Annotated in this window: 13 protein-coding genes and 1 pseudogene; 8 read left to right on the forward strand and 6 right to left on the reverse strand. The window is 36.4% G+C overall.

Annotated features, from left to right (window positions below; translation table 11 throughout):
* The first annotated feature begins 146 nt into the window (after nucleotides 1-146).
* The 4 genes from SOLCA_RS02065 to SOLCA_RS02080 all read left to right on the forward strand — a co-directional run bounded on the left by SOLCA_RS02065 (nucleotide 147) and on the right by SOLCA_RS02080 (nucleotide 3,635).
* The gene (locus SOLCA_RS02065) at nucleotides 147-1,094 is read left to right on the forward strand and encodes a Smr/MutS family protein (RefSeq protein ID WP_014678788.1); all 948 of its coding nucleotides are present in this window, start codon (nucleotides 147-149) and stop codon (nucleotides 1,092-1,094) included.
* A gap of 61 nt (nucleotides 1,095-1,155) precedes the next feature.
* Nucleotides 1,156-1,467 carry a DUF3467 domain-containing protein gene (locus SOLCA_RS02070; RefSeq protein WP_014678789.1) on the forward strand — a complete coding sequence of 104 codons (312 nt, stop codon included), beginning with the start codon at nucleotides 1,156-1,158 and terminating at the stop codon, nucleotides 1,465-1,467.
* Nucleotides 1,468-1,571: 104 nt separating this feature from the next.
* Nucleotides 1,572-2,186, forward strand: coding sequence for a thioredoxin family protein (locus tag SOLCA_RS02075; protein ID WP_014678790.1), 615 nt, complete (start codon nucleotides 1,572-1,574; stop codon nucleotides 2,184-2,186).
* Between the two features lie 345 nt (nucleotides 2,187-2,531).
* Nucleotides 2,532-3,635 (forward strand): AAA family ATPase, encoded by a 1,104-nt coding sequence (locus SOLCA_RS02080; protein ID WP_014678791.1) that lies wholly within the window; start codon nucleotides 2,532-2,534, stop codon nucleotides 3,633-3,635.
* 88 nt (nucleotides 3,636-3,723) lie between these two features.
* Here the strand turns inward: SOLCA_RS02080 and SOLCA_RS02085 are convergent, their stop codons facing one another.
* The 3 genes from SOLCA_RS02085 to SOLCA_RS02095 form a co-directional block, all read right to left on the reverse strand.
* Complete coding sequence (locus tag SOLCA_RS02085; protein WP_014678792.1) at nucleotides 3,724-4,710, reverse strand: LuxE/PaaK family acyltransferase; 987 nt, start codon at nucleotides 4,708-4,710, stop codon at nucleotides 3,724-3,726.
* A gap of 123 nt (nucleotides 4,711-4,833) precedes the next feature.
* Nucleotides 4,834-5,178 (reverse strand): hypothetical protein, encoded by a 345-nt coding sequence (locus SOLCA_RS02090; protein WP_014678793.1) that lies wholly within the window; start codon nucleotides 5,176-5,178, stop codon nucleotides 4,834-4,836.
* Nucleotides 5,179-5,189: 11 nt separating this feature from the next.
* Nucleotides 5,190-7,619, reverse strand: coding sequence for a penicillin acylase family protein (locus SOLCA_RS02095; RefSeq protein WP_014678794.1), 2,430 nt, complete (start codon nucleotides 7,617-7,619; stop codon nucleotides 5,190-5,192).
* 183 nt (nucleotides 7,620-7,802) lie between these two features.
* Here SOLCA_RS02095 and SOLCA_RS02100 point away from each other — a divergent pair, with 183 nt between their 5' ends.
* From SOLCA_RS02100 to SOLCA_RS02110, 3 genes are all read left to right on the forward strand, one after another.
* Entirely contained in the window at nucleotides 7,803-10,721 is a 2,919-nt protein-coding gene (locus SOLCA_RS02100; RefSeq protein ID WP_014678795.1) for a TonB-dependent receptor, read from the forward strand.
* 165 nt (nucleotides 10,722-10,886) lie between these two features.
* Nucleotides 10,887-11,549: a beta-phosphoglucomutase gene (gene pgmB, locus SOLCA_RS02105; protein WP_014678796.1), complete on the forward strand. Its 663-nt coding sequence runs from the start codon at nucleotides 10,887-10,889 to the stop codon at nucleotides 11,547-11,549.
* Nucleotides 11,550-11,707: 158 nt separating this feature from the next.
* Nucleotides 11,708-14,179 (forward strand): glycoside hydrolase family 31 protein, encoded by a 2,472-nt coding sequence (locus SOLCA_RS02110; RefSeq protein WP_014678797.1) that lies wholly within the window; start codon nucleotides 11,708-11,710, stop codon nucleotides 14,177-14,179.
* Nucleotides 14,180-14,245: 66 nt separating this feature from the next.
* Here SOLCA_RS02110 and SOLCA_RS02115 read toward each other — a convergent pair whose 3' ends face one another.
* Both SOLCA_RS02115 and SOLCA_RS02120 read right to left on the reverse strand, forming a co-directional pair.
* Nucleotides 14,246-14,656, reverse strand: coding sequence for a hypothetical protein (locus SOLCA_RS02115; RefSeq protein ID WP_014678798.1), 411 nt, complete (start codon nucleotides 14,654-14,656; stop codon nucleotides 14,246-14,248).
* 144 nt (nucleotides 14,657-14,800) lie between these two features.
* On the reverse strand, nucleotides 14,801-15,262 hold the full coding sequence (locus SOLCA_RS02120) for an SRPBCC family protein (protein WP_014678799.1): 462 nt from the start codon (nucleotides 15,260-15,262) through the stop codon (nucleotides 14,801-14,803).
* A gap of 121 nt (nucleotides 15,263-15,383) precedes the next feature.
* Here SOLCA_RS02120 and SOLCA_RS02125 point away from each other — a divergent pair, with 121 nt between their 5' ends.
* Entirely contained in the window at nucleotides 15,384-16,355 is a 972-nt protein-coding gene (locus SOLCA_RS02125; protein ID WP_014678800.1) for a GlxA family transcriptional regulator, read from the forward strand.
* A 138-nt stretch (nucleotides 16,356-16,493) separates the two neighbouring features.
* Here SOLCA_RS02125 and SOLCA_RS23880 read toward each other — a convergent pair.
* A pseudogene (locus tag SOLCA_RS23880) lies at nucleotides 16,494-16,748 on the reverse strand (TPM domain-containing protein); the annotation flags it as partial.
* Nucleotides 16,749-16,975 lie beyond the last annotated feature (227 nt).

Raw genomic sequence — 16,975 nt, forward strand, 5'->3', positions numbered from 1 at the left:
CAGCAAGTAAAAGTTTAATCATATGCAACAGGCTGCTCATTATGAGTGGCCTGTTTGTTTTTAGGTCAATAAATCACGATAAGGATTACTTTATCTATTTTTAAATGGGAGTAATCATAATAAAATCAGTGTAATCATACCACATAATGAAATTTAAACTTGGAGATTTTGTAAGATTTGTTGATGAACGTCGGGAGGGATATATAACCCGGATCATTAACGATCAGATGGTTGGAGTTACTGGCGATGACGACTTTGAAATCCCTGTGCTCGTAACCAAAATTACACCTGTGCACGGAACTCATTTAGACGATGATAATGAGCATAAGGAAACAAAGACAGCTGTAATTACTGAAGGACCGATTGTAACCAGAGGAGTTTATTTAGCAATTACTGAAGATCCTCGTGTTAAGGCAGTTATTCATTTGCACGTTGTAAATGAAACTTCGTTATCGTTACTGTTGAGTACCACACTTGAACGTCAAAAAAAATTCAGGGGAGATTTTATAGGTGTTATCGATCCTAATTCAGCAGTTAAAATACATGCTTTATCAATGACGGAGCTGGATAATTGGCCCACTTTTCATTTTCAAGCCTTATTTAATACTTCAGCGGATTTAAAACCATTACAGCCTTTGGTAAATTCTCTTAAATTAAAAGCCAAGGATTTTTCAATGAGCAAGAAACAAGTGAATTTGTTAAGCACTACTGCCTGGCTGTTCAGACTTGATGAGGCTGAAGTTGTTATTGATCCGGATAAATTAAAAGAAAGCTTCTTTAAATCTCCGGATGAAAAAATAGTTATTGATAAACCAGCAAAGGAGGTTGACTTACACATCGAAAAATTAAGAGATGATTATCAATTTCTTTCGAATACTGAAATTATTAAAATTCAATTGGAGCAATTTCATCGTTCTTTAGATGCGGCAATTGTGCATCATTTACCTTCTATAGTGTTTATTCATGGAGTAGGTAATGGAACTTTAAAACATGAGCTTTATAAAGTACTGAGTAAACATACTCATGTTCGAACTTTCCTTGATGCTAAAAAAGAAAAGTTTGGTTTTGGGGCAACAGAGGTTCTACTGAAATAATCATTCTGTTACCTTCTTTTAAACGTGCTTATGCTATATTTGATCATTAAAGTTTACTACAATGGAAGAGAACAACGAAAATCAATTAAATATTGAATTGTCAGAAGAAATTGCAGAAGGTATTTACTCTAATTTGGCGATCATAACGCATTCATCAACCGAATTTGTGCTTGATTTTGTTCGTATTATGCCGGGAGTTCCAAAAGCAAAAGTGAAATCACGTATTGTTCTTACTCCAGAACATGCAAAACGTTTATTATTGGCTTTAGATGATAATATTCACAAATATGAGCAGGTAAACGGGAAAATCAGAACACATGAAGGACAACCAGCGTTACCAATGAACTTTGGAGGACCGACCGCTCAAGCATAGATTTTAACGTGTCACTATTATGTAAAAATGCGCAAACATGATTTTGCGCATTTTTCTTTTAGGGTATTAAGGTGATCTTTGCTGCGCAATCTAAATGCTTAACAATGATAATCCAAGAATTCTTAAAATCTGAATTAGCTCAATCAATAACTTACATTTCGTATAGAAAATTAATTGAAGATCTTCTTAAGCAAAATTTGACAACCGGAGAGGATAATTCACCGGATTTGCTGGAGTATGCGCGTATGAATGTTCAGCGTATGAATCGATGGGATAAAACATACACTCCTTCATCTCGATTAACTGAAACAGTTAAGAGCTATCAACGTAAAGAATATTGGTTGATACTTACAGAAGGGTGGTGTGGAGATGCAGCTCAGAATATTCCAGTGATTAGTAAGATTGCTGAGTTAAATCCGGCAATTCAATTAAGAGTGATACTTCGGGATCAGCACCTTGATCTTATGGATCAGTATTTAACAAACGGTGGAAGAAGTATTCCTAAACTTATTCGTATTGATGCTGAAACTTTTGAGGTGGTTGGAACTTGGGGTCCACGTCCGGCTATATTACAAGAAAGAGTTTTGCAAATGAAAAATGAATTAGGTTTAGGCAAAGAAGAAATGGCTCTTGAAATTCATTTATGGTATGCTAAAAATAAAGGGCAGGCATTGGAAGAAGAATTCATGTCAATGCTCGAAGAAATAGTTAATGTTTAAAATTTAAAAAATTAAAAGAAAGCGAACTAGTGATGATTAGTTCGCTTTTTTATTTCATAAGCTGCAGAGATAAATTTTTCTTTATCACTCCAAATTTTTATCTTATGCACAAATAAGCGCCCGGTTAAATGATCGTAAATACTGTTAGGCTAATTAAAAGAACCCGATTTTTTTAAGTGAAAAAATGTTTTTCTATTACTTTCCATCTACTTCCGTTTAGTCCTTTATAAAGGCAAAATAAGTACGCAGTTTTTTATTAGAAGTGTTGCAAATGCTCGCTTCAAAATTTGTTGCATTCTAGTTTTCTGAACAGAAAATAGGAATGGCAGGTTATTTTTACAATTAATGGGAGTACATCCTACAAAAAACAATATGGAAAATTTCTTTACACAGAAGACACTCACTATAAATAACATATTTAGCAATAACTTTATTGACGCAGGTAATTTATATATACATTGTTTTAATGCATTACCAAGTCGCCATTTTATAAATCATATTGATGGAGAAAAGTTGTTTCCAGAATTAAAAGAGAAATATGCAACTTTTATAGCCAATGAATATGTATATCGGTATTACGAAAAAACAAAAAGAAGGTTTGCATTTGATAAAACTCTTCTGGTATTAACTAATCAGGTTATCCTTGAGTTAGACGATTACTATTGCGAAATATATCACGATGGAGCTGATTCAGAGTTTTTAGCAGAATTGGTTCAGTTCGTTGTTCAATACAAAGAAAGACAACGTAAACAACCTCTTGAGATAAATTTAATTGTGAAAGACGGCTCATCATTTGATTTAAAATCAATGGAAATAAAGCGTACAAAACTAAACCTTGATTTATATTATGAAGATGATTTTAAAGAGGTGGATGAAATTATCAGGAAGCGGTTGAATAAAAATAATGATAAAGGAGTTGTATTGTTACATGGTTTACCAGGAACAGGTAAAACAACTTATTTACGTTACCTAATTGGTAAAATAAAAAAAAGGGTACTTTTCTTATCTCCCAATATAGCAGAAAACTTAATGAATCCGGACTTAATTCAATTATTAATTGATAATCCTAACAGCGTTTTAATTATTGAAGATGCCGAAAATGTAATTATGGACAGAAGATCAAACAATAGTTCTTCAGTTTCAAACTTATTGAATATTTCTGATGGACTATTATCTGATATTTTGAACACCCAACTGATTTGTACTTTTAACAGCTCTTTAACATTAATTGATAGCGCCTTAACACGTAAAGGAAGATTAATTGCAAAGTATGAGTTTGGCAAGCTAGGAGTAAAAAAAGCGCAACGCTTGAATGATCATTTAGGATTTGATAAACAAATACTTCAACCTATGACATTGGCAGAAATTGCAAACCCTCATGAAAGTAATTATGAAAGCAAGCAATTTGAAATTATAGGTTTTAGAAAGAATGGAGTGTTAAATAATTAATATTCCAAAGTATTGCTTGCAAAAGCAAAATAAAAAAGCCTTTTAGCCACAGAAGCTAAAAGGCTTTTTGTTAATTGTGGTTAATTTATTATTGTACCAATAAATTACATCCCCTGATATCGCTATTATCAAAACGGCCTAATATCTCAAAAGAGCCATCCTGATAAACCTTCCCCAGATCTTGAGTTGCAATAAATGAGCAAGAGTTAATATTAGAAAGGTCAATAATGTTTACACCGCCAGTTTGGGTTTGAGAAGTTAATGTAAGTGGATCATTCGTATCACGTGTTAATACTTTCATCCATGGTGGGCAGCGAAAAATACCTTTGCCATCGGAATAGCCTTGTGAAAGCAATTCAGTCATACCATATTCCGAATGGATCTCACTAACCCCAAATCCTTGTTGTAATATATCGTGTAATTCTTCCCGCACCATTTCTTTACGTTTGCCCTTCATACCACCTGTTTCCATTACAATAGTGTGCTTTAACTTCATTGGGTATTTCTCAATAAAATCAAGCAGGGCATAGGTAACGCCTATTAATATGGTTTTCTGTCCATTGTTCTCCTGTTCCAAAATTGCCTGATAAAGATCTTCATGATTATGGAGGAAAAAGCCGCTTTTTTCATGGCCCGATAATTTAATCAGGTCCTCAATCATTAAGATCAATGATGATCCTTCACGCTCCAGGTAGGAGGGAAGTAAAGCAAGAAAACAATAGTCAGACGGTTGGCCATAAAAGCATTCAAATGCCTTGGTAAAACTTTCTGTATAAACTGAAACGTCACTTACGAGATGCCTGCTTTGGATCATTCCTGTTGTTCCAGAACTACTAAAAACTATTTCTGCTTGCTGAATTTCCGTAATAACTTCATGCGTTTTAAAGAAACTAATTGGCAAAAAGGGTATATCTGAATAACGTTTAATAGAATTAGGAACAATCTTAAGGTGCTGTAAATATTCCTTGTAAACAGGATTAGTTTCTGCTTGGTAAGCAAAAACAGAGAGACTTAACTTGTCAAATGCCTCTGTGTTATTAATTGAAAAAATATCGGAGTATGCGGGTTTGTTCACGCAACAAAGGTAATGAACCCAAATCTTTAAAAAAATTCAGCCCCCAAGATAAACAAGGAGGCTGATGGTATATAAACGATTAGGGTTGCAAATTAATGCCGAACAATATTGTTCGGTTCCTCATTACTTTTTATCTGTTTTTAAAGCAACTTTACAGAAGTAACCTGTTAAGGCAGCAGTTCCAGCAGCTAATCCACCTACGATGGAGGTAACCAGGATTAGAACCATTGGTGATTTTACTGTTAGCATTTCGGCTACTTTTCCAGTTAAAATTCCTCCGGTGCTAAAGTGAATAAATAAACTATAGCATAACCAAGTAATGAACACTGCCGCAAAACCAGCTAAAAAACTTTTTCCGGCTCGCTCTCCTTTCCAAATAGCAATAATAAATGGCGCCACCATAATTATCCACCAAGGCAAGAAGAATTGCAAAATAGCACAGATTATTAATATTAAGAAAAATATCATAAAATTTAATTTTATTTTTTAATTGTTAATGTAGATAATATTCTTTTATCCTTATCTGTAGGATTCAACAAATAAACCAATTCGTTAAGTTTTCCATCAGACCAGGTATCAATCATATTGTCATAATACCAGCTTCCGGGATTACCGGATTGTCCACCAGGATAAACTCCAAAAGCTTTAACATTTTTGCCTAATTGAACAACCATTCTCCATGATGGACCGTTATGTTCACTCAATGCATTTACAGAAGCCTTACTGCCTCCATTAAATAAACGTTTGCTGTTAAAACCAGGAATTTTTGCCAAATGTGGTACATAGGTGTTTTTTACTTTTCCCCATTGCCAATTATCTCCCATTGTACCGTATTTTTTGGTAAGACTATCAATTGCTTTTTTATAGCTTTCAGTTATCAGATCTGTCAGCGTTTCTTTTTTAGGCGTATTGATATTATCAACCCAACGAGCGTTTTGTTCATTTAATATTATTTGAACAGTCCTATCTCGTGAAGGGTAACGCATCACACCTCCCTTTCCGGTAAATTCATCGGCCCAAATTGCATCTCGCAGCTCATTGTACCATAATTCAAATACGGTAGCGGCTATTTCATTTGCATTGTAATAGTTGTTCCAGTTATTTACCAACGTGTAACTTTCAATCTCTTCTTTTTTAGATAGCTGACTTTGATCCAATAATGATAACATTGTTGTTCGGACGTTTTCGGCATGAACGCTGTAATTATCATTCTGTAAATTACGGAGCGAATCAATGGTGATATTGTTCATTTTTGCCAAACGTTGATTAATTCGGGTACCTCTTTCATAAGGAGCAAACTCCCAGTTGAGATAATACGGATAAGTAGGATCAGTGCTGGATTGATTAGCTGAGCTCACAAATCCTCTGGTTGGATTTTTAACAGTCGGGTTTTGTTCAGCAGGGATCCATCCTTGCCAATCATTTTGTGGGTCAGAACCATCAAGTACAAATTTGCCCTGATCTTTCCATTTTAATGGATACTTTCCATTTGGAGTTATCGCAATATCGTTTTCATTATCTGCGAATACGAAATTCTGAGCCGGGGCTGTGTATAATTTCAAAGCCTCACGGTAATCAGTATAATTTTTAGCACGATTTAGTTTATAGAAAGTCGAAAGCTCATCTGATTTATCATGAGCAATCCAACGCATTGCCGTTCCAACCGGAATGTTATCATTAAAAGGTTTTTGTGGTGCAATGTAAGTTACCGGTCCTTGATGAGTATAAAGAACCGTGTCAATTATGCTTTTTCCACCTCTTATACCAATTGTTTCAATGCGCTTGGTAACCTTATTCCATTTATTGTTGAACCAGTATTCTTCTTTCTTATTGTCTTTGAATTTTACCTGGTACCAATCTAGTACATCTGCATCCACATTGGTAACACCCCAGCTAACATCTTTGTTAAATCCAATTATTACATGCGGAGATCCTGGTAATGAAACACCATACACATTTACAGTAGGAGTAACGATCTGGATTTGGTACCAAATTGAAGGTAATGTAAGATCAAGGTGAGGGTCATTAGCGAGAATAGGCATGCCTGTTGCAGTTTTACTACCTGAAACAGCCCAGTTGTTGCTGCCAATTCCTTCAATTTTTTCCTGAGGACGAATTGAATCTGTCATCAACGCTAAAAAGCTTTGTGAGGGGGTAGGTACTTTTAGTGCATTAAACTCCCATTTTGTACCTACAGGAATAATTGGATCTTCACGGAATGGATAATCCCTGAACAAGTCTTTTACTATATCGGGCCCATATTGCTTCAGGATGTTTGTTAAATAGAAATCATCAGAGCCTCCGGCTAATGTTGAAGTCATTTGTTTCAATAACAAAGCACATTTCAGCGGTGTCCAATCTTCCGGTTTATAATCTAAAATCTTGAATTCGATCGGGTAATCTTTTGGAGAAAGAGAAGTAATATAGGCATTGATACCTGCTGTATAAGCTTCAACTACCATCCGACTCTTAGGGTTTTCCATCATTCCTTTTAGGGATTGTTCAGCCCCATACATCATTCCTGTTCTTCTTTTATACCGGTCCAATTCAATCGCCTTTTCTCCAACTACCTCTGAAATTCTTCCTCCCGCAAAACGGGTTTGAAAATCCATTTGCCATAAACGGTCTTTGGCGGTAACATATCCTTGAGCAAAGTAGGCATCATAATCATTTTTAGCGAAAATATGAGGGATCCTATTTTCGTCGTACATGATCTTTACTTCTTCTTTTACTCCAGGTAAAGAAAGGTTCTGTTCATTGGGCATTGACTTTTTTTCTGCGTTTTGCCAAAACCCTGTATAGGGGCTTAAAAAACTACCTAATGGGGGCACCGGACCTGTTTTGTTATTCATTATATAGAACAGTGCACCCGAAACGCCCAGCATAATTACTGCTTTTGCTATTTTCATTATTCGGTTAAATAATTGGTTGAAGAAATAATATTATGAACATTTTTTGTTTATCAAAACACTATATTAAAAATGTGCAGATGTTGATAACTAAATTCTTCTGCAAGCATAAAAAAAATTTGCATTATTCCTTTTTTTAATATCTTAGAACCCTAAGACCAATTTGAAACCTATTTATTATTTATGAAACAGAACTACAAAAGAATTTTGATGGTGACGGGCTTGCTATTGTTATTCCAGATTGTAGCGTTTGCACAGTCGGCTGTAACAGTAACGGGTACCGTGAGAGACAAGGCCACCAAGGAAACACTTCCCGCGGTGACGCTTATGATTAAAGGAAAAAACAGTGGAACGGCTACCGACGGAAAAGGTGAATTCACACTTAAAACAAACACTCCAACACCCTTCGTATTAGTGGTTACGTACCTGAGTTATAAAACACAGGAAGTTACCGTAAGTGCACCTGGCAAAATTGATATTGAATTAGAACCAGATGCTGTATTAGGACAGGAAGTGGTAGTTGCTGCATCACGCGTGGAGGAAAAAATATTAGAATCGCCGGTTTCGATTGAAAAGATGGGCTTACAAGCCATCAAATCGGCTCCAGCACCCTCGTTTTATGATGCATTAGCAAACCTGAAAGGTGTTGAAATGAGCACCCAGAGTTTAACCTTTAAATCGGTTAATACTCGTGGTTTTAATGCTAATGGCAATACAAGAATGGTGCAAATGATTGATGGTATGGATAATCAGGCACCTGGCTTAAACTTTTCAGTAGGTAACATCGTTGGTATCACAGAACTTGATCTTGAAAATGCGGAATTAATTCCAGGAGCAGCTTCAGCTCTGTATGGTCCAAACGCAATTAATGGTATCGTATTATTGAACAGCAAAAATCCATTTAATTATCAAGGTTTTAGCGCTTTGGTAAAAGGTGGAATGCAAAGCGAATCAAGCAGATCTAAAACCAATACTCCATACTACGACGTTGCATTACGTTTTGCCCATGCTTTTAACAATAAATTCGCTTTTAAATTGAATTTTGCCATGTTAGGAGCTGATGACTGGCAGGCCAATGATTTTCGTGATCAAAGTATGTTTAACGGATTTGATCTAAACAGTGGAAACAGAGCTTCTAACCCTGGTTATAATGGTGTAAACACTTATGGTGATGAAATATTCACAAATATGTATGATGCATTAAAACCAGCAGCTTTAACTCCTAATAACCCATTAGGAATGGGAGTACAACAACTTTCAACTGCAACAGGTGGTACATTAACTCCAGAAATGATCTATAATGGTTTCATGCCGTCGAGAGACAAAACAAATGTCTCAAGAACCGGATATATGGAAAGAGATCTAACTGATTATGATACTAAAAACATGAAGTTTAATGCTGCGTTGCATTATCGAATTAATGATAATGTTGAAGCATTCCTTCAAGGTAGTTACGGTACAGGAACAACTGTATATACTGGAGCGGATCGTTATTCAATCAAAAACTTTAAAATGGGCCAGTATAAAGCAGAAGTAAAAGGAAGTAATTTCTATGTACGTGCTTATACAACCCAGGAACGTGCAGGTGATAGTTATGCCTCAGGTACTCTTGGGCAAGGTATTAACGAAGCCTATAGCCCAAGTCGCCAACAATGGTTCCCAGAATATTTTGGCATTTATGCGGGCGGTATTCCAGCACAAGGAGGAAGTCCAGCAGTACCTGGTGCATTTACAACTTTTGCTGGTGTTTTCCAACAAGCGATGGCGAGTGGTCAAACTCCTGAAGCAGCTTACCAAGCTGCAAGTCAGGCCGCTAAAAATAATTCGGGTAATTTTAATACTCTTGCTCGTGGTTATGCAGATAGAAATCGTTTGATGCCCGGTACTGATGCTTATGAAGCAGCAGCAAATACTATTCGTGAGAAAGCGATTCCTGGAGATGCAAGTGGTGTTGGAGCTCGTTTTGCTGATAAAACCAATTTATATCAACTCGAAGGAATGTACAATTTCATGAAAGAAATTACATTCATGGAGATGTTGGTTGGTGCAAACTACCGAGTTTATGACCTTAACTCGGAGAAAACGTTGTTCGCATTAGACGATAGTGGTAATGAATTTAACATTAAAGAATGGGGTGCATATATTCAATTAGGAAAGAAAGTACTGGATGACAAGTTGAAACTTTCTGGTTCATTGCGTTATGATAAAAATATGAACTTTAAAGGTCAGTTTTCTCCACGCTTATCAGCAGTATTAACTGTAGCTAAAGATCATAACATCAGAGCTTCATACCAAACTGGATTCCGTATTCCAACTACTCAAAACCAATATATCGATCTAAATACTCCACAAGCTCACTTAATTGGTGGTTTGCCATTCTTGCGCGAGCGTTATGGTTTAAATACTGGTACGGTTTACTCTTTAGAGTCTGTTCAGGCAGGTACTCCTCAACAATATCAATTCAAAGACTTTAATCCTGAAAAAGTAATTTCATACGAAATTGGGTATAAAGCGTTAATTAATAGAAAGTTATTGGTTGATGCTTATGTTTATAAGAGCGATTACAAAAACTTCATCGGAACTCAGGTGGTAATTCAACCTGTAAGCCCAACTCAACAGAATGTATTCTCATTCCCAGTTAATAATGATAAAACCATTAAAACTTGGGGCTGGGCTTTAGGGCTTGATTATTCATTACCTTCTAACTTTGTTATTGGCGGAAACGTTTCTTACAATAAACTTACCAACGAATCAGATTTAGGCGGAATGTATGCTGAATACAATACTCCTGAATTCCGTTATAATATATATGTAGGCAACCGTAATATTGCTAAGTCAAACTTTGGCTTTAACATTACTTACAGATGGCAAGATGACTTTATCTGGCAATCAACTTTTGTAGGTGTTAACTTACAAGCTGCAAATGGTAGCTACATTCCATCTTACGGAACTTTAGATGCTCAAATTAGCAAAGCTTTCCCTAAAGCTAAAACAACAGTAAAAGTCGGTGCTTCAAACCTTCTTAATAAATCATACATCCAATCATGGGGTAACCCAACAGTTGGTGCAATGGGCTATATCTCATTGGGATATAATCTATAAGAACAAGTAAAGAATCATATTAATTGATAAAACAAACAGGTTATCTCTCCAAAGAGATAACCTGTTTTGTTTTAATGCATTCAAAAGATTCATTTAAATGAAATTAGTTATTGTTATTTAACTAATTGTTGCCGATATTGAAAACCAAACCAATCCCTAAATATTATGGCACCCATCAAAGCCTGCATTTTTGACCTTGACGGGGTTATTGTGAATACCTCCAACTACCATTACCTGGCGTGGAAACGTTTAACCAATGAGTTAGGTTTTGACATTACCGAAGCTGATAACGAACAATTAAGAGGTGTTAGTCGTATGGAATGTTTGCGAATAATCCTCAGCATTGGCGGTGTTTCTGTGTCGGCAGATCAGTTATATGATTTGGCTGAGAAAAAGAATAACTGGTATTTGGAGTATGTTCAAAAAATGGACGAACATGAAATTTTACCCGGTGCAGCCGAATTTATTCAAGCTGCAAGAGAGTCGGGTTTAAAAGTAGCGATAGCCTCCGCTAGTAAAAACGCAGGAATTATTTTAAGGAGAGTAAAACTCGATACCGTTTACGATGCATTAGTTGATGGAAATACAGTAAACAGAAGTAAACCAAATCCGGATATTTTTTTGCGTTCGGCAAGAGAATTGAATGTTGATCCCGAAAATTGTATCGTATTTGAAGATGCTATTTCTGGCATTCAAGCGGCACATAATGCAGGTATGCGCTCCATTGGAATTGGCTCCGATATTATGTTGAAAAATGCGCACATGGTTGTTCCTTCATTAGGAGTCATGAGTTTAGAAGATCTTTATTCATTGGAAAACTTCGCCTAACCATACCTGGTTTCCGATCATTTTGTTATCTTAAGATGACTGTAATTTTTTATCGGCAAGTTGTTTAAGTGATCAAAGTGTTATATTTACACTAAATATCATTTTTCTGGACAGGAATTTGTTGAACAGAAAATAAGTGATTACTAAACCGGCTGATTATGGATAACTACACTGACTTAAGCAACATGATTGATCCGGAGTTGAAAGTTTCAGACCAAAACGATCATATAGAGGAGGAAAAATTCCTCAATAATCCAATAGTAACAGTAGGCCCTGTTACCAAGCAATACCTCAAATCGGTTAAAAATTATGTAACCGATGGCAACCGTTTTGTATTCTCCGACGGTTCTTCAAAAGTTCAGATTTCAGTAATTAGTGATGAAATTATTCGTGTGCGAATGGCTCCTCAGGGAACTTTTCTTGCCGATTTTTCTTACGCGTTACAAGAGTTTGCGCATGAGATCACTTCAGTTGTGATAAAAGAAACTCCTCATGAATACCTGATCTCTACTCCGAAGGTAACTTGTTCCATCGCCAAAGAAACTTTCTTGATTTCATTTCTGGATGAAAAAGGACGGGTGATGAATGAAGATGCCAGACCAATGCATTACGAAGAAAATGTACAATTTGGTGGTTATTATGTTTATTGCAGTAAAGTTTGTACGGATACGGAAGACTTTTATGCGATGGGGGATAAGCCAACGGAATTTAATCTTCGGGGTAAGCGTCTCGTTCTTTGGAATACGGATACCTATGCATTTGCTAAAAACCAAGATCCTTTATATAGGAGTATTCCTTTTTATATAGGTCTTAACGAAGGTCGTAGTTATGGTATTTTCTCGGATAATACTTTTAAAACACATTATGATTTTGCGGTAGAACGTAAGGATCGAACCAGTTTTTGGTCGGATGGAGGTGAGCTGAACTATTACTATATCCATGGTCCGCAAATGATTGATGTAGTAAAACGATATTCACATCTTACCGGAACCCATGCAATGCCCCCAATGTGGGCATTGGGGTTCCATCAGTGCAGGTGGAGTTATTATCCCGACCAAAAAGTTAAAAGTATTGCCCGAACATTCAGAGAAAAGAAAATTCCTTGTGATGCAATTTACCTGGATATTGACTATATGAATGGTTACCGGTGCTTTACCTGGAATAATACCTATTTTCCTAATCCCAAACAAATGTTGGATGGCCTACAGGATATCGGGTTTAAAACAGTGGTTATCATAGATCCGGGTATTAAAGTCGACGATAATTATTGGGTATTCAAAGAAGGAAAAGCCAATAATTATTTCTGCAGAAGGTGCGATGATTATTTTATGGAAGGAAATGTTTGGCCGGGAAGATGCCAATTTCCTGATTTTACCAACCCAAAGGTACGTACCTGGTGGGGGGGGCTATTTAAAGAACTTGTAGAAACGGGTGTAGATGGTGTGTGGAATGATATGAATGAGCCTGCAGTTTTTGGTTCAGGATCATTCCCTGATGATGTTCGCCATAATTTTGATCACCATAGAGGATCGCATCGGAAGGCGCATAATGTATACGGAATGCAAATGGTGAGAGCTACTTATGAAGGTTTAAGTAAACTCCAAAAGAATAAGCGTCCGTTTACCATAACACGTGCAGGTTATTCTGGCGTACAGCGTTATTCTTCTGTGTGGACAGGCGATAACGTTGCTTCATGGGAACATTTGAAGTTGGCTAACATTATGTGTCAGCGTTTGAGTATCTCTGGTATTTCATTCTGCGGAACCGATATTGGCGGTTTTACCGGCGAGCCTGATGGTGAGTTATTTACCCGTTGGATTCAATTGGGGGTATTCACTCCGCTCATGCGTGCCCACTCCGCAGGAGATACACGGGAGCGCGAACCATGGTCATTCGGGGAACCTTATGAAACCATCTGTCGTAAATTTATTGAGTTACGCTATAAGTTACTGCCCTATCTGTATTCGGCATTTTGGCAACACCATAAATACCATTTGCCAGTTGTGCGTCCAGTAGTAATGTTAGAGCCAGAGATTCACATTAATCATTACCGTGAAGATGAATTTACGTTTGGTGAAAAGATATTGGTATGTCCGATATTAGAAGCAGGAGCGGTTAATCGCAAAGTGTATTTGCCAAATGGTACGTGGTATAATTACTGGACACAGCAAAAATATAAGGGTGGGAAGGAGTTTGTAATTAGTTCTCCACTTGATAGTATGCCTATTTTTGTAAAGGCAGGATCGGTAATACCCGAGGCTCCGGTAATGCAATATGTAGGCGAGTTTGAACCGGAAGTGATGTTCCTGAAAACTTGGTATACAGATAAGGAAGCAACCTCCTTACTATACGAAGATCATGGTGATACTTTTGCCTATAAGCAGGATATATACCTTGAGAAAACTTTTAGGGTGAAAGGCAGCAACGGCAGTTTTACAATGGAGCAAAAGATGGAAGGTTTGTATACTCCACGTTACGAGAAATACCAGCATACTATTTACGGCTTACCATTTAAGGTAAGACACATTGAGGTAGACGGTGTCGAAATAAAACGTTTTGCAATCGATGAACAAGGCGTGTTAGAGTTTTCGAGTACGAAGAAATTTAAGAAGATCGAAGTACTTGCATAAGAAGAAAAAGCTCACGCAAAGACGCCAACAGTATTAAATAATCCTTTGCGTCTTTGCGTGATTCTATTATTCTTCTAGTCTTATCATACATTTCATATCGGTATTATTAATATACCATTCAACGCAATAGCCTTGCGGATCTAAACCCGGTTGTGATAGTAATTCATTAAAAGTGCGACTAATACTTGAAATGTCTTTCGCATAGTCTCTTAGTGTTTCACTGATGTAATTGCCTTTTTTTAAGACCAGTGATTCCAGGTTTAACTTTTCAGCCTCGCCGGGAGTCATTTCTTCAGCTGCAGCACGGTACACGATGCCTGAGCCATTTTCTGGCCGGGAGATTCCGAAATATTTTCGGTCTGTACTATACGGAATCATCTTATGAAGTTTTTGATGTGCTGGTAAAATACCATCCGGAAATGAATCAGCAGTTACATAAAACACCTTAATGTCATTATCGATTTTTAACTTTTCCATAACTAATCGTTTTGAGTATAACCATCTTTATACAAATTTAAACGACAGTTCTCTTTAATGTGAGTGATATAGCGACAGATAAAGGGGGTAAATGCGTAAAAAATGCCTGCAGATATGCAGGCATTTTCAGGTCAACTTGCTTTTTTAACTAGCTTCCTGTTGTACTTTATTAATATGTGGTTTTCCAACACCTGTTGTTAAAAGCTGATACAAGCTATCTAAAAAATGGTTCCATCCTGCACTGCATACCTCATAGCAATAAAAGTCTGGTGTTAAACCCTCATGAGTGAGAGTTAAGGTGGTAGTTGAGCCATCGGAGTCAATATCCCAAATCATTTTTGTGCCTTCCCATTCATTTCTTGCAGGAAGATCATGGTCAATGTATGCTTCTAAACATAACCAAACCACTTTTTTGTCAGGAATAATATCAGTAACCCGCATTCTTTTCTTTGTTCCGTTAAACCAGATCCTGTATTCATCTCCTACTGTTTCTGAATTGCCTGAGAGTCCATCACTCCACCAATCCTTAATACCGGTAGTAAGGTACTTAAATACATCATGTGGACTGTTGCCGACACTAATGCTCTTTTTAAAATTCTCTTTCATTGTAGTAAATTTTAGAAGAACTAATTTATCTAACAAAACAGGTTAGTTGGTGTGTGTAAAATAGACTATTTAAGGGGTGGATTTGGACAAACTTATATGGTATCTTTAAAGAAAAAAGTCGATGAAAGAGTTAGTTATTTTGGTTCCCAATGGGCAGAATAATATCAGCAGTATTGCCGGATCTCATAAATTATTTTCCCGTGCAAATGATTATTATAAAAGGATGCATAATAAGCAGGTTTTTAATATTCAGTTGGCTGGTACTGCCAAAAAGGTTGACTTTGATGAAGGATTGTTCTCTGTAAAAACTCAGGTTAATATTGTCGATTTGGATAAGGTCGATCTAATTGTTATTCCTTCCTTAGATCATAATTATGATAAAGCTATTAAGCTTAACCCGGATATTATTGATTGGTTGATAGAAAAGTATAAAGAAGGAACTGAAATAGCTACCATTTGTACAGGCGCATTTCTGCTGGCTGCCTCAGGTTTGTTGGATAACAGAAAATGCTCAACACATTGGATCACTGAAGATGTTTTTAGAAAGAAATTTCCTAAAGTGAATTTATTAAGTGGAGGATTAATAACCGACGAACATGGTATTTACACTAACGGAGGCGCTTTTTCATTTCTTAACCTTCTTTTGTATTTAGTTGAAAAGTATTATGACTGTGAAACGGCTATTTATTGTTCAAAGCTATTTCAGATCGATATTGACAGAGATAGCCAATCGGCATTCTCTATTTTTACCGGGCAAAAAGATCATAATGATGAAATAGTGATAAAAGCACAATCTGTGATTGAAAGTAATTTCAAGGATAAAATATCTTTTGAAAACTTGGCGAATGATTTTGCAATCAGTAGACGCAACTTTGATCGTCGATTTATAAAGGCCACCGGAAACCGGCCGGTTGAATATCAGCAACGGGTAAAAGTGGAGGCGGCAAAACGCAGCTTCGAAAATAGCCGCAAAAACATTAATGAAGTTATGTTTGATGTTGGTTATAGCGATGTAAAAGCATTCAGAACCATTTTTAAGAAGTTAACTGGATTAGCTCCGGTTGAATACAGGAATAAATATAATAAAGGGTGAAAACCGCTAAGGCGCTATGACGCAAAGTTTTTTTGAGCATTATAGATAAGCTTGAGTGCATGGTAGACTTAGGGGGCTTTACTTTGGTACTCTTTGCATACCATTATTCATTCATCAGTCTTAAGAATTCACCATCAATTATAAGCAGCTTAACACCATTTGCCGATAATGAACGATGTGAACTGAGATCATCTGAAACGATGTATGACATTCCTTTACGTAGAGTCCTATTAAGATACCATTATTTTTATCCTGTTTTCCTACCCCCCACTTATTAGCAATCCTTAATGTAAAATCATCAAACTTTTCTTTTGAGGCATGTAGTGAATCGATTGTGACAATGGCAATTTCAATGGTCGTTTCTTTTTCGAATGCAGTAATTATACTATCAAGTTTTTTTCTTCTTCTTTTGAAAACAGATGTTCCTTGTCATTAACCCAACCGTTTGGGGTGTATAAATTTATGGCCATTTCTCTAATTATGGCGATGCTTTTTTGTCTATAATATGCATTTGACGGTGTGTCACTAATTTGAGCATAGGTGCAGGTGTCAGAGAATAAGAAGCTCAGTAATATTGTTGATCTAATCAATAAAGTCATAACAAAAATTTGGTGTTGTAT

The sequence above is a fragment of the Solitalea canadensis DSM 3403 genome (assembly GCF_000242635.2).
Classification (GTDB): Bacteria; Bacteroidota; Bacteroidia; order Sphingobacteriales; family Sphingobacteriaceae; genus Solitalea; species Solitalea canadensis.